At 65.4% G+C, this 24,115-nt stretch carries 17 protein-coding genes and 2 tRNA genes; 7 read left to right on the top strand and 12 right to left on the bottom strand.

The annotated features are described in order from the left end of the window. Positions 1–208 (top strand): hypothetical protein (locus IP86_RS29255; protein ID WP_210168173.1); only part of this gene is annotated, 208 nt, incomplete at its 5' end. A gap of 185 nt (positions 209–393) precedes the next feature. On the opposite strand, the gene IP86_RS14975 is transcribed toward IP86_RS29255, so the two are convergent. From IP86_RS14975 to IP86_RS15005, 7 genes are all read right to left on the bottom strand, one after another. Next, positions 394–470, bottom strand: a tRNA-Val gene (locus IP86_RS14975). A gap of 102 nt (positions 471–572) precedes the next feature. Continuing rightward, positions 573–974: a GFA family protein gene (locus IP86_RS14980; protein WP_054163334.1), complete on the bottom strand. Its 402-nt coding sequence runs from the start codon at positions 972–974 to the stop codon at positions 573–575. Between the two features lie 108 nt (positions 975–1,082). Continuing rightward, on the bottom strand, positions 1,083–3,518 hold the full coding sequence (gene lon / locus IP86_RS14985) for an endopeptidase La (protein ID WP_054163335.1): 2,436 nt from the start codon (positions 3,516–3,518) through the stop codon (positions 1,083–1,085). Between the two features lie 328 nt (positions 3,519–3,846). Further along, on the bottom strand, positions 3,847–5,121 hold the full coding sequence (gene clpX / locus IP86_RS14990) for an ATP-dependent Clp protease ATP-binding subunit ClpX (RefSeq protein ID WP_054163336.1): 1,275 nt from the start codon (positions 5,119–5,121) through the stop codon (positions 3,847–3,849). 385 nt (positions 5,122–5,506) lie between these two features. Next, positions 5,507–6,145, bottom strand: a complete 639-nt coding sequence (locus tag IP86_RS14995; protein WP_054163337.1) for an ATP-dependent Clp protease proteolytic subunit — start codon at positions 6,143–6,145, stop codon at positions 5,507–5,509. A 321-nt stretch (positions 6,146–6,466) separates the two neighbouring features. After that, entirely contained in the window at positions 6,467–7,825 is a 1,359-nt protein-coding gene (tig, locus tag IP86_RS15000; protein ID WP_054163338.1) for a trigger factor, read from the bottom strand. A gap of 153 nt (positions 7,826–7,978) precedes the next feature. Beyond that, positions 7,979–8,063, bottom strand: a tRNA-Leu gene (locus IP86_RS15005). Between the two features lie 148 nt (positions 8,064–8,211). Between IP86_RS15005 and IP86_RS15010 the strand changes: the two genes are divergently transcribed. Then, positions 8,212–9,528: a multicopper oxidase family protein gene (locus tag IP86_RS15010; protein ID WP_054163339.1), complete on the top strand. Its 1,317-nt coding sequence runs from the start codon at positions 8,212–8,214 to the stop codon at positions 9,526–9,528. A gap of 40 nt (positions 9,529–9,568) precedes the next feature. On the opposite strand, the gene IP86_RS15015 is transcribed toward IP86_RS15010, so the two are convergent. Then, the gene (locus tag IP86_RS15015) at positions 9,569–11,068 is read right to left on the bottom strand and encodes a bifunctional ADP-dependent NAD(P)H-hydrate dehydratase/NAD(P)H-hydrate epimerase (protein WP_054163340.1); all 1,500 of its coding nucleotides are present in this window, start codon (positions 11,066–11,068) and stop codon (positions 9,569–9,571) included. 462 nt (positions 11,069–11,530) lie between these two features. Here IP86_RS15015 and IP86_RS15020 point away from each other — a divergent pair, with 462 nt between their 5' ends. From IP86_RS15020 to IP86_RS15035, 4 genes are all read left to right on the top strand, one after another. Next, the gene (locus IP86_RS15020) at positions 11,531–11,869 is read left to right on the top strand and encodes a P-II family nitrogen regulator (RefSeq protein ID WP_022723564.1); all 339 of its coding nucleotides are present in this window, start codon (positions 11,531–11,533) and stop codon (positions 11,867–11,869) included. A 90-nt stretch (positions 11,870–11,959) separates the two neighbouring features. Beyond that, complete coding sequence (gene glnA, locus IP86_RS15025; RefSeq protein ID WP_054163341.1) at positions 11,960–13,369, top strand: type I glutamate--ammonia ligase; 1,410 nt, start codon at positions 11,960–11,962, stop codon at positions 13,367–13,369. Positions 13,370–13,596: 227 nt separating this feature from the next. Further along, positions 13,597–14,340 (top strand): CerR family C-terminal domain-containing protein, encoded by a 744-nt coding sequence (locus tag IP86_RS15030; protein WP_054163342.1) that lies wholly within the window; start codon positions 13,597–13,599, stop codon positions 14,338–14,340. Between the two features lie 17 nt (positions 14,341–14,357). After that, the gene (locus tag IP86_RS15035; RefSeq protein ID WP_054163343.1) at positions 14,358–14,969 is read left to right on the top strand and encodes a hypothetical protein; all 612 of its coding nucleotides are present in this window, start codon (positions 14,358–14,360) and stop codon (positions 14,967–14,969) included. 172 nt (positions 14,970–15,141) lie between these two features. Here the strand turns inward: IP86_RS15035 and IP86_RS15040 are convergent, their stop codons facing one another. The 4 genes from IP86_RS15040 to IP86_RS15055 all read right to left on the bottom strand — a co-directional run bounded on the left by IP86_RS15040 (position 15,142) and on the right by IP86_RS15055 (position 19,688). Then, on the bottom strand, positions 15,142–16,038 hold the full coding sequence (locus IP86_RS15040) for a hypothetical protein (protein WP_245290631.1): 897 nt from the start codon (positions 16,036–16,038) through the stop codon (positions 15,142–15,144). Then, positions 16,005–17,429, bottom strand: a complete 1,425-nt coding sequence (locus IP86_RS15045; protein ID WP_054163345.1) for an amidase — start codon at positions 17,427–17,429, stop codon at positions 16,005–16,007. Before IP86_RS15045 ends, IP86_RS15040 begins: the two co-directional genes overlap by 34 nt. A 147-nt stretch (positions 17,430–17,576) precedes the next feature. Next, the gene (locus tag IP86_RS15050) at positions 17,577–18,566 is read right to left on the bottom strand and encodes a hydroxyacid dehydrogenase (protein WP_054163346.1); all 990 of its coding nucleotides are present in this window, start codon (positions 18,564–18,566) and stop codon (positions 17,577–17,579) included. A 225-nt stretch (positions 18,567–18,791) separates the two neighbouring features. Further along, entirely contained in the window at positions 18,792–19,688 is an 897-nt protein-coding gene (locus IP86_RS15055; protein WP_054163418.1) for a DMT family transporter, read from the bottom strand. A gap of 662 nt (positions 19,689–20,350) precedes the next feature. Between IP86_RS15055 and IP86_RS15060 the strand changes: the two genes are divergently transcribed. Then, positions 20,351–24,112 (top strand): vitamin B12-dependent ribonucleotide reductase, encoded by a 3,762-nt coding sequence (locus IP86_RS15060; RefSeq protein WP_054163347.1) that lies wholly within the window; start codon positions 20,351–20,353, stop codon positions 24,110–24,112. Positions 24,113–24,115 lie beyond the last annotated feature (3 nt).

The following is a 24,115-nucleotide window of genomic DNA, read 5'->3' on the forward strand; positions in this document are numbered from 1 at the left end:
GGCGGCGCCGGCGCGGGTGGCGCAGGAGCCGGCGGCGCGGGTGCCGGTGGTGCCGGCGCGGGCGCTGGTGGTGCCGGTGCAGGTGGTGCGGGCGGCGGCGGTCCCGCCAATGTCGAACGCGGAGGCCAGGGTGCCGGCAGCGCGATCGGCCAGGACAATTCGCGGACACCGAGCTCGACGGGCGTGCCGTCGCGGTAACCTCTGCTGATCGAGCGAGAGCCGAGTAGCTGTAGCGGGAAGGCTTATCCCGACAGCACCGATGGCTCGATCGGATCTGGCGGCCGAGATTCGGCGATACGGCAGCCCCGTATCGCCGGATTCGTCACGTCGTCCCGGGCGTACGGCGGACGCCGAAACCATCAAGGGCCACGGAAGCGGGATCTTAGGGGCACATGGTGGGCGGCGAGAGATTCGAACTCCCGACCCTCTCGGTGTAAACGAGATGCTCTAACCAGCTGAGCTAGCCGCCCGCCCGGCTTGTTTACTGCCGACAGCGTCGGCGACGCAAGCCATTCACCGCCACGCCATCCGAACGCAGAGCGGCCCGATCGCCCACCCCGTTAAAGGCAGCCCTAGCCCGCCGGATTGCCGGGGAGCTGCTCGAGCTGGCCGAGCCAGGGCAGCGCCGACTGACACCAGATCTGCCGCGCAGGCGGCAATTGGGCGCGCTGGCGAATGCTGCCCCAACGAATGACGAGATCGCTGGCCTCCAGCTCGGCGCCGCTGGTGAACAGCGAAGTCCCGCAATCCGGACAGAAATGCTGCAGCCGGACAACGCCGCTGTCCGCGGTCTTGGCGTACGTCTTGGGTGTTCCGGTGACCCGCACATCCGCCCGGTTGGCGCGCACGCTGACGCGAAACGCCGAACTGCTGAACGTCTGACAATCGGTGCAGTGACAGATTCCGACCCGCTGCGGGTCGATGGCCGCGACGTAGCTGATGCGTCCGCAATGACATTGGCCGTCGATGTCCATCAGGCTTTCTCCTTGTGCCGGACGATGATGCGCCACCGCGCAGCGGTCGCCAAACGCAAAACGGCGCCCCGGAGGGCGCCGCTAATTGCGTTATGAGGCTCGTGCCGCTCAGTGGGCGGTGAGACCACCCGGGGCTTCGTCGCCGTCCTGGCTCTCCGGCTTACCGGAAAGCTTGGCGGGCTCCTCTTCCCAGACGATCGGCACCGGCGCGCGCACCAGCGCGTTGGCGATCACCTCGTCCATCCGGGCGACCGGGATGATGTTCAAACCACCCTTGATCGCGTCCGAGATCTCGGTGAGGTCCTTGGCGTTGTCCTCGGGGATCAGCACCGTCTTGATGCCGCCGCGAGCCGCCGCCAACAACTTCTCCTTCAGACCGCCGATCGGCAGGACCCGGCCGCGCAGCGTGATCTCACCGGTCATGGCGATATCGCGCCGGATCGGAATGCCGGTCAGTACCGACACGATGGTGGTGGCCATCGCGACGCCGGCCGACGGACCATCCTTCGGGGTCGCCCCCTCCGGCACGTGGACGTGGATGTCGCGCCGCTCGAAGAACGGCGGCTCGATCCCGAAGGTGATCGCCCGCGAGCGGACGTAGGACGCCGCCGCCTGGATCGATTCCTTCATGACGTCGCGCAAGTTTCCGGTCACCGTCATGCGACCCTTGCCCGGCATCATCACGCTTTCGATCGTCAGCAGCTCGCCGCCGACGTCGGTCCACGCCAGGCCGGTGACGACACCGACCTGATCGTCCTTCTCGATCTCGCCGAAGCGGAACTTCGGCACGCCGAGATATTCCTCGATCGCCTTCTCGTTGACCTTCACCGTCTTCTTCTTCGACAGCATCAGGTCCTTGACCGCCTTACGGGCAAGCGTGGAAATCTCGCGTTCGAGATTACGCACGCCGGCTTCGCGGGTGTAGCGGCGGATCATCAGCAGCAGCGCTGCGTCGTCGATCGACCACTCCTTCGAATCCAGCCCGTGCTTGGTCAGCGCCAGCGGGATCAGATGCTTGCGGGCGATCTCGACCTTCTCGTTCTCGGTGTAGCCGGCGATCCGGATGATCTCCATACGGTCCATCAGCGGCCCCGGGATGTTCAGGGTGTTCGCCGTGGTGATGAACATCACGTTGGACAGATCGTAGTCCACCTCGAGATAGTGGTCGTTGAAGGTCTGGTTCTGTTCGGGGTCGAGCACCTCGAGCAGAGCCGAGGACGGATCGCCGCGGAAGTCGGCGCCCATCTTGTCGATCTCGTCCAGCAGGAACAGCGGGTTCGAGGTCTTGGCCTTCCTCATCGACTGGATGATCTTGCCGGGCATCGAACCGATGTAAGTCCGACGATGACCGCGGATCTCGGCTTCGTCACGAACGCCGCCGAGCGACACGCGCACGAACTCACGTCCGGTCGCCTTGGCGATCGACTTGCCGAGCGAGGTCTTGCCGACGCCGGGCGGGCCGACGAGGCACAGGATCGGCCCCGACAGCTTGTTGGCGCGCGACTGCACCGCGAGATACTCGACGATCCGCTCCTTGACCTTCTCCAGCCCGTAGTGATCGGAGTCGAGGGTGGCCTGAGCCGACTCGAGGTCCTTCTTCACCTTGGACTTCTTGTTCCACGGGATCGACAGCAGCCAGTCGAGATAGTTGCGCACGACGGTCGCTTCCGCGGACATCGGCGACATCTGGCGCAGCTTCTTCAGCTCGTGCTGCGCCTTCTCGCGGGCTTCCTTGGTCAGCTTGGTCTTGGCGATCTTCTCCTCGAGCTCGGCGAGCTCGTCCCGGCCCTCGTCGTCGCCGAGTTCCTTCTGGATCGCCTTCATCTGCTCGTTGAGATAGTACTCGCGCTGGGTCTTCTCCATCTGGCGCTTGACGCGCGAGCGGATGCGCTTCTCGACCTGCAGCACCGAGATCTCGCTCTCCATCAGACCGAGCACCTTCTCCAGGCGCGCGGTGACCGACAGCGTCTCCAGGATGCCCTGGCGATCCGCGATCTTGACGGCGAGATGCGACGCGACGGTGTCGCCCAGCTTGGCGAAGTCGGTGATCGACTGCACCACGCCGACGACTTCGGCCGAGATCTTCTTGTTGAGCTTCACGTAGCTTTCGAAATCCGACACCACCGAGCGGGCCAGCGCTTCCGCCTCGACGCTGGTGGCGTCGGTGTCGGCGAGCGACTTGGCAGTGGCTTCGTAATACTCGGTGCGATCGGTGTAGTTCTCGACCTTGGCGCGCGCGAGGCCTTCGACCAACACCTTCACGGTGCCGTCGGGCAGCTTCAACAGTTGCAGCACGCTGGCGAGGGTGCCGATCTCGTAGATCGAGCCCGGCGCCGGATCATCGTCCGACGCATTCTTCTGCGTCGCCAGCATGATCAGCGCGTCGTTCTTCATCACCTCTTCGAGCGCGCGGATCGACTTCTCGCGGCCGACGAACAGCGGCACGATCATATGCGGGAAGACGACGATGTCGCGCAGCGGAAGAACTGGATAGGCGTGGCTTTCGCCGTAAACGATCGTTGGCCTGGGTTTGGTGGCGGTCATGGCCCGTTCCTTTCGTTGTGCCCCCTTGCCCGTGGCCCGCCCCCCGGCGCGGCCACCACAAGGTGCCGAGTGTACCGGCGCGTTACGGCCGGCTCAGGCCCCACTCGTCCGGATTTGAAGGCGAATCCTGATAACGCTTGTCATCGCCGTGAACATTAGGTGGCTATCACCCCGGGGGGTGTCAAGTCGTGGAAAAAGCGCCGGTTTGTCAGGCATAGACGCGCAGAGCGCGCGGCATCATGCAGGACGAAAACGGGCTGCCGAGAGGTCCCGGCAGCCCGATTGTCTCGGCCGTGTCGCGCGGAAAATTCCGTGCGATGGCGGGTCATTATGCGCTTGCGCTGCTCTCGGCCGCGCGGTCGGTGCGGTCGGCGTAGATGTACAGCGGCCGGGCGGTGCCCTCGACGACTTCGCGCGAGATCACCACCTCTTCGACGCCTTCCAGGCCCGGCAGATCGAACATCGTCTCGAGCAGGATGCTCTCGAGGATCGACCGCAGGCCGCGGGCGCCGGTCTTGCGCTCGATCGCCTTGCGGGCCACCGCCCCCAGCGCCTCGTCGGCGAAGGTGAGCTCGATGTTCTCCATCTCGAACAGACGCTGGTACTGCTTGACCAGCGCGTTCTTCGGGTCGGTCAGGATCTTCTTCAGCGAGGTCTCGTCCAGATCCTCGAGCGTCGCCACCACGGGCAGACGGCCGACGAATTCCGGAATGAGGCCGTACTTCAGCAGATCTTCGGGCTCGACGTGACGGAAGATCTCACCGGTGCGGCGATCTTCCGGTGCCAGAACCTGCGCGGCGAAGCCGATCGAGGTGGTCCGGCCACGCGACGAGATGATCTTCTCGAGGCCCGCGAAGGCACCACCGCAGATGAACAGGATGTTGGTGGTGTCGACCTGCAGGAACTCCTGCTGCGGGTGCTTGCGGCCGCCCTGCGGCGGGACCGAAGCCACCGTGCCTTCCATGATCTTGAGCAGCGCCTGCTGGACGCCCTCGCCCGACACGTCGCGGGTGATCGAGGGATTGTCCGACTTGCGACTGATCTTGTCGATCTCGTCGATATACACGATGCCGCGCTGTGCCCGCTCGACATTGTAGTCGGCGGCCTGCAGCAGCTTCAGGATGATGTTCTCGACGTCCTCGCCGACATAGCCGGCTTCGGTCAGCGTCGTCGCATCCGCCATCGTGAACGGCACGTCGAGAATCCGCGCGAGCGTCTGCGCCAGCAGCGTCTTGCCCGAGCCGGTCGGACCGATCAGCAGGATGTTCGACTTCGCCAGTTCGACGTCGTTGTGCTTGGTCTGGTGGTTCAGCCGCTTGTAGTGATTGTGGACCGCGACCGAGAGCACCTTCTTCGCATGGCCCTGGCCGATGACGTAGTCATCGAGGACCTTGCAGATTTCCTTCGGGGTCGGAATGCCGTCGCGCGACTTCACCAGCGAGGATTTGTTCTCTTCGCGGATGATGTCCATGCACAGTTCCACGCACTCATCACAGATGAATACCGTGGGGCCGGCGATCAGCTTGCGGACCTCGTGCTGGCTCTTTCCGCAGAACGAGCAGTACAGGGTGTTCTTGGAGTCGCTCGTACCGACCTTACTCATTTCGTTCTCCGTCCGCGGTTCGGTCTTCTCTGGCAGCCGTGCCTCCCGGTTGGACCCGGCAGACCCGGTATAAATGGAGCAAATTCCGTACCAGAAAAGGCCCCCGCACTTCTGTGGCCGCACCAATCGCGGCCGCTTCGAATCCCCCAAACACTTTCGTCGATCAGGTTCAGCCAATCATGCTGTCACCCGTCTATCAAGATTTCACTAACCGCGCCCCGGACCGGGACGCGTGACAATAGCGTGATTTGCTGCGGCTGCGCGAGCCTGCATCCCTGAAAACAGGGCAGAGTTGCGAGATTGCCACGTGTGACAGCACGAAAGTGGAACATCCGGCCAACAGCTGAGGACAATCCCGAGGCTCGCGCGATCCGCACCCGATCGATCAGGTCGCCTTCCCGGCCGCGGCGGTCTCTTCGGCACGCTTGTCGATGACCTTGTCAACGATACCGAAGTCGCGCGCCATCTCGGCGGTCAGGAACTTGTCGCGCTCCAGCGCATCCTCGATCGCCTTGTAGGTCTGGCCGGTGTGGTGGACGTAGATCTCGTTCAGCCGCTTCTTCAGGTTCAGGATTTCCTGGGCGTGCAGCATGATGTCGGTGGCCTGGCCCTGGAAGCCGCCCGACGGCTGGTGGACCATGATCCGAGCGTTCGGCAGCGAGAACCGCATGTCCTTGTGGCCGGCAGCCAGCAGCAGCGAGCCCATCGAGGCGGCCTGGCCGGTGCACAGCGTCGACACCGGCGGGCGGATGAACTGCATGGTGTCGTAGATCGCCAGACCCGACGTCACCACCCCGCCCGGCGAGTTGATGTACATCGAGATTTCCTTCTTCGGATTCTCGGCTTCGAGGAACAGCAACTGGGCGACGATCAGCGTCGACATGCCGTCTTCGACCGGGCCGGTGACGAAGATGATCCGCTCTTTCAGGAGGCGCGAAAAGATGTCGTAGGCCCGTTCGCCGCGGTTGGTCTGCTCGACCACCATCGGCACGAGGTTCATGTAGGTTTCCAACGGATCGCGCATAATTCACCTGAGGGTTGTCGAAGACGACAGCGCGCGGGGTGCAATTCCGGTCTGGCGACCGGGTTCGCCGCGGCGATCGTCCCGTGATGCAGGACGTGAAAGCGAGTGCTCAGATATGGGCCGATTGCCCGGCCACAAGGGTAAGCCCCGTTTCTGAGCCGAGTTGATACTGATTCGGCGGCTCACGGCAAAACCGCCGGCCGGCTTTCCGCCCCGAATCGGCGCGCTTTCGCCGGGCATCGTTAACAGGGTCTCATGACGCAAAACGGCCGCCGCGACGGGTGTCGCGGCGGCCGCCGGAGCCGGTATGGCGCGGGCCGATCAGGCCGCGGTCTTGTCGTCGTCGTCCTTGTAGAGCTCCTCGCGGGTGACCGGCTTGTCGGTCACGTTGGCGAGCTCGAGGATGAAATCGACCACCTTGTCTTCGTAGATCGGGGCGCGGAGCTGGGCCAGCGCCTCGGGATTGCTGCGGTAGAAGTCCCAGACTTCCTTCTCGCGGCCGGGCATCTGCCGGGCGCGCTCGATCACCGCGCGGCTGACTTCGTCGTCGGTGACCTGGATCTTGTTCTTCTCGCCGATCTCGGACAGCACCAGGCCGAGACGGACGCGGCGGTCGGCGATCTTGCGATATTCCTCGCGCGCCGCCTCCTCGGTGGTCTCCTCGTCGGCAAAGGTCTTGCCGTTCTGCTGCATCTCGGCGTTGATCGACTGCCACATCACGGCGAATTCCTGCTCGACCAGCGACGGCGGGGCTTCGAACTTGTGGGTCTCGTCGAGACGATCGAGCAGCTGGCGCTTGACCCGCATCCGCGACGCACCGGCGTATTCGGCGGCGAGGCGCGCCTTGGCGGCTTCCTTCAGTTTCTCGAGCGATTCCATGCCGAGCGTCTTGGCGAACTCGTCGTCGATCGCGGTGTCCTGCGGAGCCTCGACCTTGGTGGCGGTGGTCTCGAACTCCGCCGGCTTCCCGGCCAGCGTCTCGCTGGCATAGTTCTCCGGGAACGATACCTTGATGGTGCGGGTCTCGCCCTGCGCGATGCCGATCAGCTGGTCCTCGAAGCCGGGGATGAAGCTGGCCGAACCGATCACGACCGGGATGTCCGAGCCGGTGCCGCCGTCGAAGGCTTCGCCGTCGATCCGGCCGACGAACGAAACGGTGACGCGGTCGCCGTTCTCGGCCTTGGCGCCCTCGCCCTTGTCGCTGTAGGCGCGGTTGGCGTCGGCGATCCGCTTGATCGCCTCGTCGACGTCGGACTCGCCGACTTCGACCACCGGCTTCTCGACCGAGAAACTCTTGAAGTCCGCCAGTTCGAAGCTCGGCACGACCTCGATCGCGACCGTGTAGGTCAGGTCCGACTTGCCCTCGAGGATCTGCTCGATTTCCTTCTGGTCCTGCGGCATCGTGATCTTCGGCTCGGTGGCGAGGCGGAAGCCGCGCTCGGCGAAGATGCCGTCATTGGTCTCGCGCACCAGCTTGTCGATCGTCTCGGCAGCAACCGACCGGCCATAGACGCGCTTCAGATGGCTCACCGGCACCTTGCCGGGACGGAAGCCGTTGAGCTTGACCTTGTCCTTGAGGTCGACCAGCCGAGCATCGACTTGCGCGTCGATATCCGCAGCCGGGACACTGACCTGGAATTCGCGCTTCAACCCGTCGGCGACGGTTTCCTTGACCTGCATGGCGTCGATCTTCTTCTTCCGTGTGATCCAGCCGCGCGGCTGGAGGTGTCGAGTATGGCGATGCGCGGCGGAAAGCCTGCACCTGTGGTTTGGCGAACGCGTGTCCTGAAGGACCCGGTTCGCCGGAAATGCGTCATGAGCAGAGCACTTGCGTGGTGCGGGCGGAGGGACTCGAACCCCCACAACTTTCGTCACTGGAACCTAAATCCAGCGCGTCTACCAATTCCGCCACGCCCGCGAAGAGCATCATGCCGGCCGCGATGCCGCGGGCGGCGGGCTTATAACATGACAAATAGGTCGCGCATCAAGAAAAACCCGCAGTTGCATGACGCCGCGTCCGGCTGCCGCAGTGGACAGCGCGGCCCGAACATGGTCCGCATCGCACGATGACGCACGCTTCCTTTCTCGTCTCGCGCCGCACCCTGCTCGCCGGTTTTGGCGGCCTCACCCTCGCCAGCACCTGGCCGCGGCGCGCCGCGGCGGCCCGCAAGACGATGACGCTGCGCGCCGCGTCCGATCCGATCGTGCTGCAGACCGGAGCCGAGCCGGTGTCGCGGCCGGCGCTGCTGTGGACCAACAAGGCACCGCTCCAGCGCGGCGACGAGCTCACGGTCCGCTTCGAGAATGCCCTGCAACATCCTGTGTTGCTGACGTTTCGCGGCCTCGACGGCGCCGCCGCGGCGGAGCCGCTGGTGGCACGCCGACCGGTGCCACCCGGCGGCACGGACGAGTTTACGCTGACGCTGCGCTCGGCCGGTACGCTGTTGGCCGATCTGCGGCTCGGCGCCGACGGAACCGCGCCGATGCCGATTCTGCCGGTGGTGGTTCAGGACGATACCCCACTGCAGGTCGACGGTGACGAGGTCGTGCTGATCGAGGACGAGCGGCTCGGCCCGGACGGCCAGCCGCTCGCCCCCGGCGTCGAGGCCGGCGACGCGCCCTGGCTCTACACCATCAACGGCAAGCCCACCGGCGATATCGCGCTGCGGGCCAATGGACGGTTTAGGCTGCGCTTCATCAATGGCTGCCAGCGCAATGTGATTGCAGTGCGAATCGACGATCACGAAGTCCGCGTGATCGGCCTCGACGGCCAGCCGGCCGAGCCCTTCCTCGCCCGCGGCGGCACGCTGGTCCTGACACCCGGCGGCCGGGTCGATGCGCTGATCGATGCGACGCGGCCGCCGGGCTCTTCCTCGGCGATGACTCTGCTGGACGGCGGCAAGCCGGTGCCGCTAGGCAAGCTGCTGACCTCCACGGAGCCGCCGCTGCGCGCCGCGCCGCCACCACCGCCGACCGCGCTGCCTGACAATGGCCTGCCGCCACAGCTGCCGCTCGGCTCAGCCCTACGGGTCGAGCTGCCGCTCGGCGCGCTGACGCCGGGCCAACTCGACTGGTTCGCTCCCGACAAGTTCACGCCCGCCTCCGGCCCGGCCTTTCAGGCCAAACGCGGCCGCACCGTGGTGCTGGCGCTGGTCAACCGCGGCACCCAGCCGGTGGTCTTCCATCTGCATGGCCACCATTTTCGGCTTCTCGACCGGCTGGACGACGGCTGGAAGCCGTTCTGGCTCGACACCCTGGCGATCGACGCCGGCCAAACGCAGCGCATCGCCTTCGCAGCGGAGCATCCTGGCCTGTGGCTGATGGAGGCCTTCGCCGCCAAATGGTCCGCCCCAAGGCTGCTGCGGAGCTATCTTGTCAGTTGAGCCTCATGCTCCAAGACCAAGTGATTCCAGAGCTTAAATCTCAATACTCCACGCCAAGCTCGTCATAGACCCGCCGCGTCACTGCCGGCAGCGTCTCGGTCAGGTCTTCGGCGATCAAGCCCGGGCCGGCCTCGCAGGCGGCTTCGCCGTGCATCCACACGCCGATGCAGGCGGCTTCGAACGCCGGCACCCGCTGCGCCAGCAGGCCGGTGATGATTCCGGTCAGCACGTCGCCGGCGCCGGCGGTCGCGAGCCAAGGCGGCGCATTGAAAGCGATCGCGGCGCGGCCGTCCGGCGACGCCACCACCGTGTCGGGGCCCTTGAGCAGCACCACCGCGCCCGACCGCTGCGCAGCTACGCGGACTCGTTCGAGTTTCGATCTAAGTGGATTTTTGTTGCTCATGTCACTGAACAACCGCGGGAATTCACCCTCGTGAGGGGTGAGGACAACCTGTGGATTGGAACCGGATTTGATCGCCTCGAACAGCGTTTCCGGGCTGCCGGCGAAGACCGTCAGGGCGTCCGCATCCAGGACCGTCCCGGCGTTGGCGGCCAGCGCCACCAGAACGTTGTCCCGGGTTCGATCATCGACGCCCGCCCCCGGCCCGATCCCGACCGCGTTGAACCGGCGGTCGCTCAGCGTTCCGGACAGATCGTCCGGCGTATCGATCGCCCGCACCATCACGGCTGTCAGCGCCGCGGCATTGACCGCCAGCGCGTCGCGGGGCGAGGCCAGCGTCACCAGTCCGGCGCCGGCCCGCAGCGCGCCGCGCGCCGCCAGCCGTGCCGCGCCGGTCTGGTACAATTCGCCGGAAATCACCACGGCGTGGCCGCGGCCGTATTTGTGCCCGTCGGCGCGCGGCACCGGAAAGTGCTCGAGCCATAAGTCCGGGTCGTTCTCGAAAGCCTGCGGCCGGATCTCGTCCAGCACCGCCGGGTCGATGCCGATATCGACCACCCGCAGCTTGCCGCAATACAGTCGTCCCGGCACCAGCAGATGTCCCGGCTTGCGGCGGAAGAAGGTGACGGTCTCGCGCGCCTTGATGGCAGCGCCCAGCACCGCACCAGTGGCGCCGTTGATGCCGCTCGGCAGGTCGACCGCCAGCACCGGCACGCCGCTGGCGTTCACCGCTTCGATCATCTCCAGCGCCTGATCCTTCACCGGGCGATTCAGCCCGGAGCCGAACAGCGCATCGATGATCAGCGCCGGCGTCCCGATCGACTGCGGCAGGAACGGCAGCAACGGCCCCTTCCACTCCCGCGCCGCCAGCGCGGCATCGCCCTTCAGCGCCTCGCGGTCGCCGAGCAGCATGACGTGGACGGTGCGGCCGAGTGCCACAAGCTCGGTGGCGGCGATCAGGCCGTCGCCGCCATTATTGCCCGGCCCGGCGATCACCAGGATCGGCCCGCTCTCGGCCATGTCGATCGCGGCCTGAGCGACATGCCGGCCGGCGTGCAACATCAGCGCGAAACCGGACGATCCGCCGGAGATCGTCAGCAGGTCGGCGCGGTCCATTTCGGCGGGCGTCAGCAGCTCCATGCCCAATTCCCGGTACTCTCGCCTCACGGGGAGGCAATAAATGCTGTGTATAGGGAGATGCGGCGGGTTTTGTTGCTCAATCAATAAGCTTGATGCCCATTGATTACTCAGTCGCACGCCCCCGCAGCCACCAAAGTCTACGCGGACGCCGGCTTAATAATCTGATAATGCTCCACAATCAGCCATCCCGGCAACTTGGCATGGACCCTGCTTTTACGGAAGCCATGTTTCGATCCCTCGCGCTCGCCGATCCTGGCGGGGTCAGCGCGCGACCGTCTCCGGCTTCGGGCCCTGCCCTGACCACGGACGGAGCTGCTTGCCCGATCGGCCCGCGGTGTTATCGATCCACTGCGCAGCGCCGCGCAATCTGGCATACAGTCGCCGTCTCAAGACGTGCCGTCTCAAGACGTCTAGTCTCAAGGCGGTTGGTCTCAAGACTTGGGAAGTCCGGGGAGAGTTTAAGTGAAGAAGATCGAAGCCATCATCAAGCCGTTCAAGCTGGACGAGGTCAAGGAAGCGCTTCAGGAAGTCGGATTGCAGGGCATCACCGTGACCGAGGCCAAGGGCTTCGGCCGGCAGAAGGGTCACGCGGAACTTTATCGCGGCGCGGAATACATCGTGGACTTTCTGCCCAAGGTGAAGATCGAGATCGTCATTGCCGATGATCTGGTCGAAAAAGCCATCGATGCGATCCGCCGCGCCGCCCAGACCGGGCGCATTGGTGACGGCAAGATCTTCGTTTCCAATATCGAAGAAGCCGTTCGCATCCGAACGGGCGAATCCGGACTGGACGCCATCTAAGCCTCCGGCCTATCACCTCCACCGACCGTATCACCTGGCGGCCCCGTTCGGGCCGCCGTTTCACGACGACCCGTAGCACAAGGGGTACTCATGACCACCGCCAAAGAAGTCCTGAAATCCATCAAGGACAACGACGTGAAATACGTCGACCTGCGTTTCACCGATCCGCGCGGCAAGTGGCAGCACGTCACCTTCGACGTGTCGATGATCGACGAAGAGATCTTCTCCGAAGGCACCATGTTCGACGGCTCCTCGATCGCCGGCTGGAAGGCGATCAACGAGTCCGACATGACGCTGATGCCGGACCCCTCGACTGCCACGATCGATCCGTTCTTCGCAGAGACCACCATGGTCATCACTTGCGACATCCTCGAGCCGTCGACCGGCGAGCCCTACAACCGCGACCCGCGCGGCATCGCCAAGAAGGCCGAGGCCCAGGTCAAGGCGATGGGCGTGGGCGACACCGTGTTCGTCGGCCCGGAAGCCGAGTTCTTCGTGTTCGACGACGTGCGCTATTCGGCGAACCCGTACAACACCGGCTTCAAGCTCGACTCCTCGGAACTGCCGACCAATTCGGACACCGAGTATGAAGGCGGCAACCTCGGCCACCGCATCCGCACCAAGGCCGGCTATTTCCCGGTCCCGCCGCAGGACTCGGTGCAGGACATGCGTTCGGAAATGCTCGGCGCGATGGCCCGCATGGGCGTCAAGGTCGAGAAGCACCACCACGAAGTCGCTTCGGCCCAGCACGAGCTCGGCATGAAGTTCGACACGCTGACCCACATGGCCGACCAGATGCAGATCTACAAGTACTGCATCCATCAGGTCGCCCACATCTACGGCAAGACCGCGACCTTCATGCCGAAGCCGGTGTTCGGCGACAATGGCTCGGGCATGCACGTGCACCAGTCGATCTGGAAGGACGGCAAGCCGACCTTCGCCGGCAACAAGTACGCCGATCTGTCGGAAACCTGCCTGCACTACATCGGCGGCATCATCACCCACGCCAAGGCGATCAACGCCTTCACCAACCCGTCGACCAACTCCTACAAGCGTCTGGTCCCGGGCTATGAAGCGCCGGTGCTGCTGGCCTATTCGGCCCGCAACCGCTCGGCTTCCTGCCGCATCCCCTACACCACCTCGCCGAAGGCCAAGCGCGTCGAAGTCCGCTTCCCGGACCCGATGGCCAACCCGTATCTCGCCTTCGCGGCGATGCTGATGGCCGGCCTCGACGGCATCAAGAACAAGATCGATCCGGGTCCGGCGATGGACAAGGACCTCTACGACCTGCCGAAGGAAGAGCTGAAGCAGATCCCGACCGTTTGCGGCAGCTTGCGTGAAGCGCTCGAGAGCCTCGACAAGGACCGCGCCTTCCTCAAGGCCGGCGGCGTGTTCGACGACGACTTCATCGACGCCTTCATCGAGCTGAAGATGACCGAAGTCGCGCGCTTCGAAATGACCCCGCACCCGGTCGAGTTCGAGATGTACTACTCGTACTAAGCCGGTTACGCCGGCCCCACGGCCGGCCTACGCTGAAGACAACGAAGGCGCCCCTCGTGGGCGCCTTTTTTTTTGCCGTGAGCATCCACATCTCGAGAGGTGTCGCTCCCGGAGATGACGGCCGACCCCGCTCCAGCGTCACCTTTTCTCCCGCCCTCCTTGGCTTGATCCAGTGCAAAGCCTCATTCATTCGAATGAATTAAACAGACGCCAATGAGGCGTCGACGATGAAGTCCAACAGCCGCACTGCACTCCTTGGCACGCCGCCGCCGCTCGGTGGCCCGAGTCATGACACCCGCGCCAGGATGATCGAGGCGGCGATCGAAGTATTTGGGGCGGTCGGTTACGACGGCGCCACCACACGCCAACTGGCCGAGCGAGCCGGCGTCAATCAGGCGGCGATCCCCTACCATTTCGGCGGCAAGCGCGAACTCTACCTCGCCGCCGCGCAGGCGATCGCCGACTACATGCGATCCCGCATCGAACCGCTGATCGACCATCTGCGCACGGCCAGCGTCGATCCAGCCGCGCATATCGACGCCGTGGTGATGCGCTTCTTCCAGTTCATCGCCGGCGACGCGGAGCCCGAAGCCTGGACCGTGTTCTTCGTGCGCTGCGAACGCGACGCCGACGACGCCTTCCGGATCATCTATTATCAGTCGGTCGCACGATTTCAGGCCGCACTGATCGCCGAAGTCGCCGCCGCGACCGGACGCTCGCCGGACGACGAGGATCTGAAGGTCCGGGTCGCGATCGTCCTCGGCGCGATCTCCAACTTCCGCACACTGCGCAACGTCATGCTGAGTTCACTCGGTTGGGACACATTCGACGCCGAGCGGAAGCAGACCCTGGAGATTGCGGTTCGGCGGCTGGCGCTGGCCGAGCTGCTGGACATCCGATCGGACGAGCCGCGCAACCTCCACCATCCGCTCGGCCCCGCATCCGCAGCACACCCATCATCCACGGCCTGACGCACAAGGAGGCTGCCATGACCAAGCCCGATCTCACTCAAGCCTATCTGGAATGGACCAAGCAGAAGCTCGACGAGTCCGCCGCCACGATCGCCAAGATCGAGGAAGCGGCCGCCAAGCTCGGGGACGCGTCGAGCGCCAAGGCGCAGGAAGCGCTGGCGCAGCTTCGCAGCGCGCGGGAGGCGTTCCAGACGCAGGTGAGCGCGCTGCAAGCCGATCTCGGAGCCTCCAAGCAAGTGACCGACACGGCCTTGTCCGCGGTCTCGGCGCAGTGGAACGAAGTCGAACTCGCCTTCCAGAAATTCCTCGGTACTGCCGGCGATCAGGCCGGCGTCGTCAAGGACGCCCTCGCGGCTCGTGCCGAAGCGCAGCGCCAGGCGTTCCTGTCGTCGTTGGAGACGATGCAGACCAGCACCGCCCTCGCGCTCGAACAGGGCCGCAAGGAGATGGAGTCGTCGCTGCGCCGCTGGACCGAAGAGACGGAAAAGACGCTTGGGCCAAAGCTGACCCAATTATCGGCTGCCGGCGACGAAACCTGGAACGCGCTGAAGGCCGGCCTCGACGAGACCGCCGCGGCCTACGAGAAGACCTGGGCGCGGATCTCTCAGGCATTCGCGAAGACCAAGTAACAGAGTCCCGAACGGCGTTCTCGTTGCCCGCCCTCCGTCACAGCGGAGGGCGCAGCACTCCAGAGCGCTCGTGTCTGCCGAGGCCCTCCGGAGTAGTTGGTCGCGCGCATGACGATGATTGGAGCGACTCATCAGGCTGAGCGCGAATGATGATCACGCCCCCGCTCCTGTCCTATAGCGTCTCGTCCTCGTCGTCCTCAACGCCGCGTTCGGAAGGGCCGGAGACGATTTCGTTGCGCAGACGTTCGAAGCGCCGGCGGGTGCGGCGCTCGCGGGTGTCGATGAAAGCAATCGCATCGGCGCGCGAGAACGGACCAGATGTAATCGGCTGTGAGCTGGTGCCGATGGTTTCGTCCACATAGTAACCTTCGCCCTCGTGCCGCACGCTCCATTTGAAGCGCAGCGCGTCGAGGGGACCGGGGCCATACCGCGTCAGCGCATCGAGATCCTCGGTGCCGTCCTCGCGCAGCGTGATCGGCGCGGCATCGCCAGTCTGTGTGACTGTGATCTCGACGATCTCGGTCTTGGCAATCTGCACCGCCGTCGTGCCGGCGCCGATCGCTTCGAGGATCGCGCCGTCCACGGCGATCTCGGGAGCTTCGCCCTCTTGCACGGCGGCGCCCTGCAGTTCCCCGTCGGTCGCATCGTCGGCGCGGATATCCTCGGCGGCAGCGCTCTCGCGCGATTCCGCGTCCTCTCCTTCCGGCTCAGGACGAGCCGCCGAAGACGGCCCCTGCGCGTGGTCGACGGTCACCTTCGGCTCCGGCCTTGCCGGCTTCTCGAAGATGCTCGCGATCACCGCCAGTGCGTGATCGGTCGGATCGTTGCTGGTCACGTTGAAACTACCCCCTGCGCTCGGCGCTACGAAATGACGGCCAAACCGGCGGGTCAACGCCGACATTGGTCGTTTGTTGCTAAGAACCGGAATAAACTCCGAATGAAGCGGATCGTTCCACCAACGAAGTGTTAATGCTTCGCATAACGACAAACCCGCGCCGCGAGCGCTGCTCTGCGAAATCGGCAAACCGTCGGCGACTATCCGCAGACCGGCGGCCGCCTCTGCTTCCACGGCCGCTCCTGCTCGAGCTGGGAGGCGAGACGCAGCAGCGTCGCTTCGTCGCCGAATCGCCCCGCGAACATCATACCAATCGGCAGCCCGCTTGTGGTCCACGCCAGCGGCACCGACATCGCCGGCTGGCCGGACATGTTGAACAGGCTGGTACCAGGAATGTAGCGGCGCAACAGCGGGCTGATGCCCGACAGGTCGCGCGCCATGGTGTCGAGCTCGCCGATCTTCAGCGGCGGCAGACACAGCGTCGGCGACAGGAAGACGTCGATATCCGCAAAGAAGTCCGCGAGTGACCGCGAGATCTGATAGGCCTGGAGCTGCGCGCCGCAATAATCGATGCCGCTGGCGCGGCTCGCATTGGCGGCGCTCGCCAGCGTCAGCGCTTCGAAATCCTGGTCCGTCACCTTGCGGCCGAGCGCCTGCTCGGCGAGCCGCACGCTGAGCCCGGTGTTGCAGGCGACGATCGCGGCGATCACGTCGGCCGGATCGGCGGGCAGCTTCGGCGCGCGCTGCTCGACATGATGGCCGAGGCCTTCGAGCAGCTTCGCAGTGTCACGCACCGCCGCTGCGATCTCCGGATCGATGGCGTCGCCATAGGTCGAGACGTCGGTGAAGGCGATCCGCAACCGGCCGGGATCGCGGCCGACCTCCTCGGCGAACGGCCGCTCCGGCGGTGGCGCGACGTAGGGGCTGGTCGGCTCCGGACCATGCAGCGCGTCGAGCATCACCGCGCTGTCGCGCACGCTGATACTCACCACATGGCCGCAAGCGAAACCGCCCCAGCCCTCGCCGCGATCCGGCCCGATCGGATTGCGGGCGCGCGTCGGCTTCAGCCCGAACACGCCGCAGGCCGAAGCCGGAATCCGGATCGACCCGCCGCCGTCGCTGGCATGGGCCACCGGCAGGATGCGCGCCGCCACCACGGCCGCCGCACCGCCGGATGAGCCGCCCGAGGAGTGATCGAGATTCCAGGGGTTGCGGGTCGGGCCGTGCAGCCGCGACTCCGTCGTCGGCATCAGGCCGAATTCGGGACTGGCGCTCTTGCCGTAGACCGTCAGTCCGGCCGCCACGAAGCGCGACGCCAACGTGCCGGTGTGCGGCGCGACGAAGTTTTTGTAGGCGCTCGCGCCGAACGTCGTGCGCGTGCCGGCGAGCAGGTCGAGATCCTTCAGCACGAACGGCACGCCGGTGAACGGCCCGTCCGGCAGGCCCGCTTCGATCTGCCTGCGCGCATGCTCGTCGTGCCGAACCACCACCGCATTAAGCTTCGGATTGAGCGCGTCGGTCCGCGCGATTGCCTCATCGAGCAATTCGCCGGGCGTGACCTGCTTGCTACGCACCAGTTCGGCAAGGCCGACGCCGTCGTAATTGCCATATTCCTTGAACGCCATCGTCGGCCTCCCCTCGCCTTTGTTGTTATCATAACCCTCACCACGTCATTGCGAGGAGCGAAGCGACGAAGCAATCCAGCTCCGTGCTCGGCGCTGGATTGCTTCGCTTCGCTCGCAATGACGGCGCTGGCGCGACTTGGATCAAAACTAACCCAAGACATCCTGATTGACGACATTCGCGGAGATCGGCGCGCCGTCGAGGACGCTCAGCATGTTGCGGGCGGTCTGCTCGCCCATGCGATCGAGCGCTTCGCGGGTGACGCCGGCGACGTGCGGGGCGATGATGACGTTCGGCAGGTCGAACAGCTTGTGCCCCAGCGGCGGCGGCTCGACTTCGAACACGTCGAGACCGGCGCCGGCGAGTTGCCCCGCCAGCAGCGCGTCGTACAGCGCCTGCTCGACGACGATGCCGCCGCGGGCGGTGTTGATCAGATACGAAGTCGGCTTCATCTTCGCCAGCCGCGCGGCGCCGAACAGGCCGGTGGTCTCCGCCGTCTTCGGGCAATGCAGGCTGACGAAATCAGCGCGCGGCAGCGCGGCGTCGAGATCGCTCACGGCTTCACAGCCCGCCGCTTCGATCGCCGCCGCGGGCACATAAGGATCATAGACCAGCACGGTCATTTCCATCGCCAGGCAGCGCTTGGCGGTGCGGGTGCCGATGCGCCCGAAGCCAACGATGAGTACGGTCTTGCCGAACAGGTCGAACGGCAGCAGGCCGAGCCGCGTCGCCCATGCGCCGGTCTTCACCAGCGCGTGCAGCTCGGCGCCGCGCTTGGCGAGCGTCAGCATCATGAACAGCGCCTGCTCCGCAACCGAGGGCGAGTTCGCGGTGCCGGCGGTCATCAGTGGCACCTTGCGCTTCGATAGTGCCGGCACGTCGACGGCGTCGTAGCCGACGCCGATCCGCGCCACCACGCGCATGTCCTGGGCCGCATCGAGCTCGCGCTCGCCGAACCGCGTTGCCCCGAGCGCGACGCCGTGCACCGGCGCCTGCGCGCGCAGCAGCGCCTCGAAATCGCCCGCCGAGATCAGGTTGGAAAATTCGATCACATCGATATCGCCGCGCTCGGCGAGCAGCGCCCGCCCCCGTTGCGACAGCGATTCCGTCACCAGCAGTTTGGTCGTGTTGGTCGACATTCCGCTCCCCGGCGCTTGATCGCGCCTTGTCGCTCGTCCGACTTGTCTGCGCGGACGCATGTGTTGTCCGGCGAGAACGCCGATCGGTTCATGTAACAGGCGTGTGACACTCAGGTCCACCGCCAATCTCGTCATGCCGCCGTGCGCAGCTCGCCGGCCATCGCTGCGGCGCGGTTAGTTGGACACGCGGCAGCCGCGCGCGACCGCGTCGCGGCACAACCCGATCTAGCCGCGCGTCGCCAGCGCCACGCCGGCCAGCACCATCACCAACGCGGCGATCTGGCCGAGGCCGAGCGGCTCGTGCAGCGCGATCGCGGCTGCGACGACGCCGATCACCGGCACCGCCATGGTGCCGATCGCCGCCACCGAGGCCGGCAGCCGCTGCAGCGCCGCGAACCAGCACAGATAGGCCAGGCAAAACTGGATCAGCGTCAGATAGGCCAAGCCCGCCCAACCGTAGAGCGTCGTCGCCGCAACATCCGGCACGCCGAACGCCAGCCCGGCCGCAGTCACCGGAATGCAGCCGATCCCGATCTGCCACGCCGCCGAGGTCGCGCCGGGCAGCGCGATCGGATAGCGCTTCAGGAAGATGGTGCCGAGCGCGAAGCCAATCGCGCCGGTCAGCGCCAGCGCCACACCCGGCAGCTTGGCGGCGCTGGCGGCGAAGCCGTCCGCCCCCATCAACGCCGCGATGCCGCCGAACCCCAGCACCAGCGCCAGCACGCGCGTCGCAGTCAGCCGCTCGCCGAGCAGCGGCCAGGCGAGCAGCGCCGTCCACACCGGCATCGAATAGCCAATGACGGCGGTCTCGCCGGCCGGCATCCACAGCAGCGCCAGCCCCATCACCACCATCCACAGAGTGACGTTGAAGAAGGCCGACACCAACAGGCGTGGCCATAGCGCCACCGGCACGCGCAGATCGTCACCGCGCGCCCGCGCATAGGCGAACAGCAGCAGCGAGCCGACCAGCCCCGGGATGCCGCGGGCGGGCAGCGGCGGCCATTCGGAGATCACGTATTTGGACACCGGCCAGCTCAGACCCCAGGCCAGCGAGGTGACGGCGAGCAGGACAAGACCACTGGTCGCGACGCGGGCGCGCGCGGCGGGAGGAGCTTCGGACATGGGAACACCCGGCAGGACGAACGGCGCCACCATGCCGGTAACCGCCTCCCGCCACCACCCGAAAAACGCCACCCAGCCGGGCTCGCCCTGAGTCGCCGATGGCAACCCCTCGCGGCGAAAAAATACCTGCCCTGTGCATAGCGGGTGCAGCGCCGCTGTGCACCGCGACGCACGATTTTTCCGCTTCTGAATCCCTGAGGACTCACCGATACTTGGCGGCATCAGGAAGCGGCACGGCCCCCTGTTTTCCACCTCCGTCCACCATATTTAGTATTTGATTCAGGAACCCTCACTATTGCTTGACGGGTCGGACGGAGTCGCACTAGTTTTGGGACTGTCCTGAGCGGGTGGTTTTTGGTCCGCCGGACATTCCCAGAAGGGTACCGAACCGGCCGCCTCCGATCTGCCTGAACGGCATCGGGGTGTGGGTTCATCTGTGCCTGAACCCGACTGTATGGGCGCAAAAAGACGGGCCGCAAACGGCTCGCATTGAAGCGTGGGGCGTTATTGGGACGAAGCCGTGATCGGCTATGATCGCGGCCTTGGCCCTTCAGAACAGAGTGAGCCGGACCACGGCTCGCACGGCGGACCAGGTCTTTCGGACCACGTCCGCGACCAGCAACTTTGGACCCAACGGGGTCCGGAATCGAACGGGGCATCAGATGAAGATCGAGCGGCGCTACACCACAGACGGCCAATCTCCCTATGCGGCGATCCAGTTCCGGCTGACGACGAGCGAGATCCGCAATCCGGACGGCTCGGTGGTGTTCCGCCTCGAGAATGTCGAAGTGCCCGAGGGCTGGTCGCAGGTCGCGTCCGACGTCCTCGCGCAGAAGTATTTCCGCAAGGCCGGCGTGGCCGCGCGCCTCAAGAAGGTCGAGGAAGAGACCGTGCCGTCGTGGCTGTGGCGCTCGGTGCCCGACACCGACGCGCTCGCCGCCCTGCCCGAGGCCGAACGCTTCACCTCCGAACATTCCTCCAAGCAGGTGTTCGACCGCCTCGCCGGCTGCTGGACCTATTGGGGCTGGAAGGGCGATTACTTCGCCTCCGAGGACGACGCCCGCGCGTTCTACGACGAGCTGCGCTACATGCTGGCGGCGCAGATGGTCGCGCCGAATTCGCCCCAGTGGTTCAACACCGGCTTGCATTGGGCCTACGGCGTCGACGGCCCCGGCCAGGGCCACTACTACGTCGATTACAAGACCGGCAAGCTGACCAAGTCGAAGTCGGCCTACGAGCACCCGCAGCCGCACGCCTGCTTCATCCAGGGCATCGAGGACGACCTCGTCAACGAGGGCGGCATCATGGACCTGTGGGTGCGTGAAGCCCGCCTGTTCAAATACGGCTCCGGTACCGGCTCGAACTTCTCGCGGCTGCGCGGCGAAGGCGAGCGCCTGTCGGGCGGCGGCAAGTCCAGCGGCCTGATGAGCTTCCTGAAGATCGGCGATCGCGCAGCCGGTGCCATCAAGTCGGGCGGCACCACCCGCCGCGCCGCCAAGATGGTGGTGGTCGACGCCGACCATCCGGATATCGAGGCCTATATCGACTGGAAGGTGAAGGAGGAGCAGAAGGTCGCGGCCCTCGTCACCGGCTCCAAGACCAACCAGAAGCACCTCAAGGCGATCCTCAAGGCCTGCGTCAACTGCCAGGGCTCGGGCGACGACTGCTTCGATCCGGAGAAGAACCCGGCGCTGCGCCGCGAGGTCAAGCTGGCGCGCCGCGCGCTGGTGACCGACGCGATGATTAAGCGCGTCATCCAGTTCGCCAAGCAGGGCTACAAGGAAATCGACTTCCCGATCTACGACACCGATTGGGATAGCGAGGCCTACCTCACCGTCTCCGGCCAGAACTCCAACAACTCGGTCTCGCTGAAGGACGACTTCCTGCGCGCGGTCGAGACCGACGGCGATTGGCACCTCACCAGCCGCACCGGCAAGAAGGTGATGAAGACGCTGAAGGCGCGCGAATTGTGGGAGAAGATCGGCTACGCCGCCTGGGCCAGCGCCGATCCCGGCCTGCACTTCAACACCACGATGAACGACTGGCACACCTGCAAGGCCTCGGGCGACATCCGCGCGTCCAATCCGTGCTCGGAATACATGTTCCTCGACGACACGGCGTGCAACCTCGCCTCCGCCAACCTGCTGACGTTCTACGACACCACCACGGCGAAGTTCGATCTCGACGCCTATGAGCATCTCTGCCGGCTGTGGACCGTCGTGCTCGAAATCTCGGTGCTGATGGCGCAGTTCCCGTCCAAGCAGATCGCCGAGCTGTCGTATGAATTCCGCACGCTGGGCCTGGGCTTTGCCAATATCGGCGGCCTCTTGATGACCATGGGCCTCAGCTACGACTCCAAGGAAGGCCGCGCACTGTGCGGCGCGCTGACCGCGATCATGACCGGCGTGTCGTATGCGACCTCGGCCGAGATGGCCAAGAAGCTCGGCCCGTTCCCCGGCTACAAGAAGAACGCCGCGCATATGCTGCGCGTGATCCGCAACCATCGCCGCGCCGCGCACGGCGAGAGCCGCGGCTACGAGGCGCTGTCGGTCAACCCGGTGCCGCTCGACCACGCCGGCTGCCCGATCCCCGAGGCGATCGCCCACGCCAAGCGCGCCTGGGACCAGGCGCTCGAACTCGGCGAGCTGCACGGCTATCGCAATGCCCAGACCACCGTGGTCGCCCCGACCGGCACCATCGGCCTTGTGATGGATTGCGACACCACCGGCATCGAGCCTGATTTCGCGCTGGTGAAGTTCAAGAAGCTCGCCGGCGGCGGCTATTGGAAGATCATCAACCGCGCCGTGCCGGCCGCGCTGCGCGTGCTCGGCTATCCGGAAAGCCAGATCGCCGAGATCGAGGCCTACGCCGTCGGCCACGGCTCGCTCAGCAACGCCCCGGCCATCAACGTCTCGACGCTGAAGGCCAAGGGCTTCAGCGACGAGGCGCTGGCGAAGGTCGAGGCGGCGCTGCCGACCGCCTTCGACATCAAGTTCGCCTTCAACAAATGGACCTTCGGCGAAGACTTCCTCAAGGACACGCTGAAGATCGAGGCCGACAAGATCGCCGAGCCGAGCTTCGACCTCCTGGCCGCGCTCGGCTTCTCCAAGCGCGAGATCGAGGCCGCCAACATCCACATCTGCGGCGCCATGACGGTCGAAGGCGCGCCGCATCTGAAGCCCGAGCACTACGCGGTGTTCGATTGCGCCAATCCCTGCGGCAAGATCGGCAAGCGCTATCTGTCGGTCGAGAGCCACATCCGGATGATGGCCGCGGCGCAGCCGTTCATCTCCGGTGCGATCAGCAAGACCATCAACATGCCGAACGACGCCACGGTGGAGGACTGCAAGTCCGCCTACATGCTGTCGTGGAAGCTGGCGCTGAAAGCGAATGCGCTCTATCGCGACGGCTCGAAGCTCTCACAGCCGCTGAACTCGCAGCTGATCGCCGATGACGACGAGGACGAGGACATCGACACCTTCCTCGACAAGCCGATGGCGGCCCGTGCCGCCCACGTCTCCGAGAAGGTGGTGGAGCGCCTGGTCGAGCGCATCGTGGTGATGCGCGAGCGCGAAAAGATGCCGGATCGCCGCAAGGGCTACACCCAGAAGGCGGTGGTCGGCGGCCACAAGGTCTATCTGCGCACCGGCGAATATGACGACGGCCGCATCGGCGAGATCTTCATCGACATGCACAAGGAAGGCGCCGCGCTCCGCTCCTTCATCAACAATTTTGCCATCGCCGTCTCGCTCGGCCTGCAATACGGCGTGCCGCTCGAAGAGTATGTCGACGCTTTCACCTTCACCCGGTTCGAACCCGCCGGCCCGGTGCAGGGCAACGACTCGATCAAATACGCCACCTCGATCCTCGACTACGTGTTCCGCGAGCTGGCGGTGAGCTACATGGGCCGCTACGATCTCGCCCATGTCGACCCGAGCGAGACCGGCTTCGACGCCATCGGCAAGGGCATCGAGGAAGGCAAGGCCCCGGAAGGCACCGTCGCCCCCGCCTCGGCGACCAAGTACCTGTCCAAGGGCCTGACCCGCTCGCGCACCGACAATCTGGTGGTGATGCGCAGCGCCCCGGCTACTGATGCAGCCACGCCGGTGAAGATGGCCTACTCCCAGCCAGAGGCACACGCCAAGTCTGCATCTCGAATCGGCGACGTTCTCGAAGGCGCCACGGCGCTGAAGCAGGAAGCCGAGCAGGACCTATCGCCGACCGAAAAGCTCGAAGCCCTGCAATGGAGCCGCGCGGGCGCCGCCCAGGCCCAGCCCGTCGCCACCAAAGCCGAACGCCGCGCCGAGGCGAAGGCGCGAGGTTACGAGGGCGACTCGTGCAGCGAATGCGGCAACTTCACGCTGGTGCGGAATGGAACGTGCATGAAGTGTGATACGTGCGGCAGCACGACCGGTTGTTCCTGATGG

Source organism: Rhodopseudomonas sp. AAP120 (genome assembly GCF_001295845.1).
Classification (GTDB): domain Bacteria; phylum Pseudomonadota; class Alphaproteobacteria; order Rhizobiales; family Xanthobacteraceae; genus Rhodopseudomonas.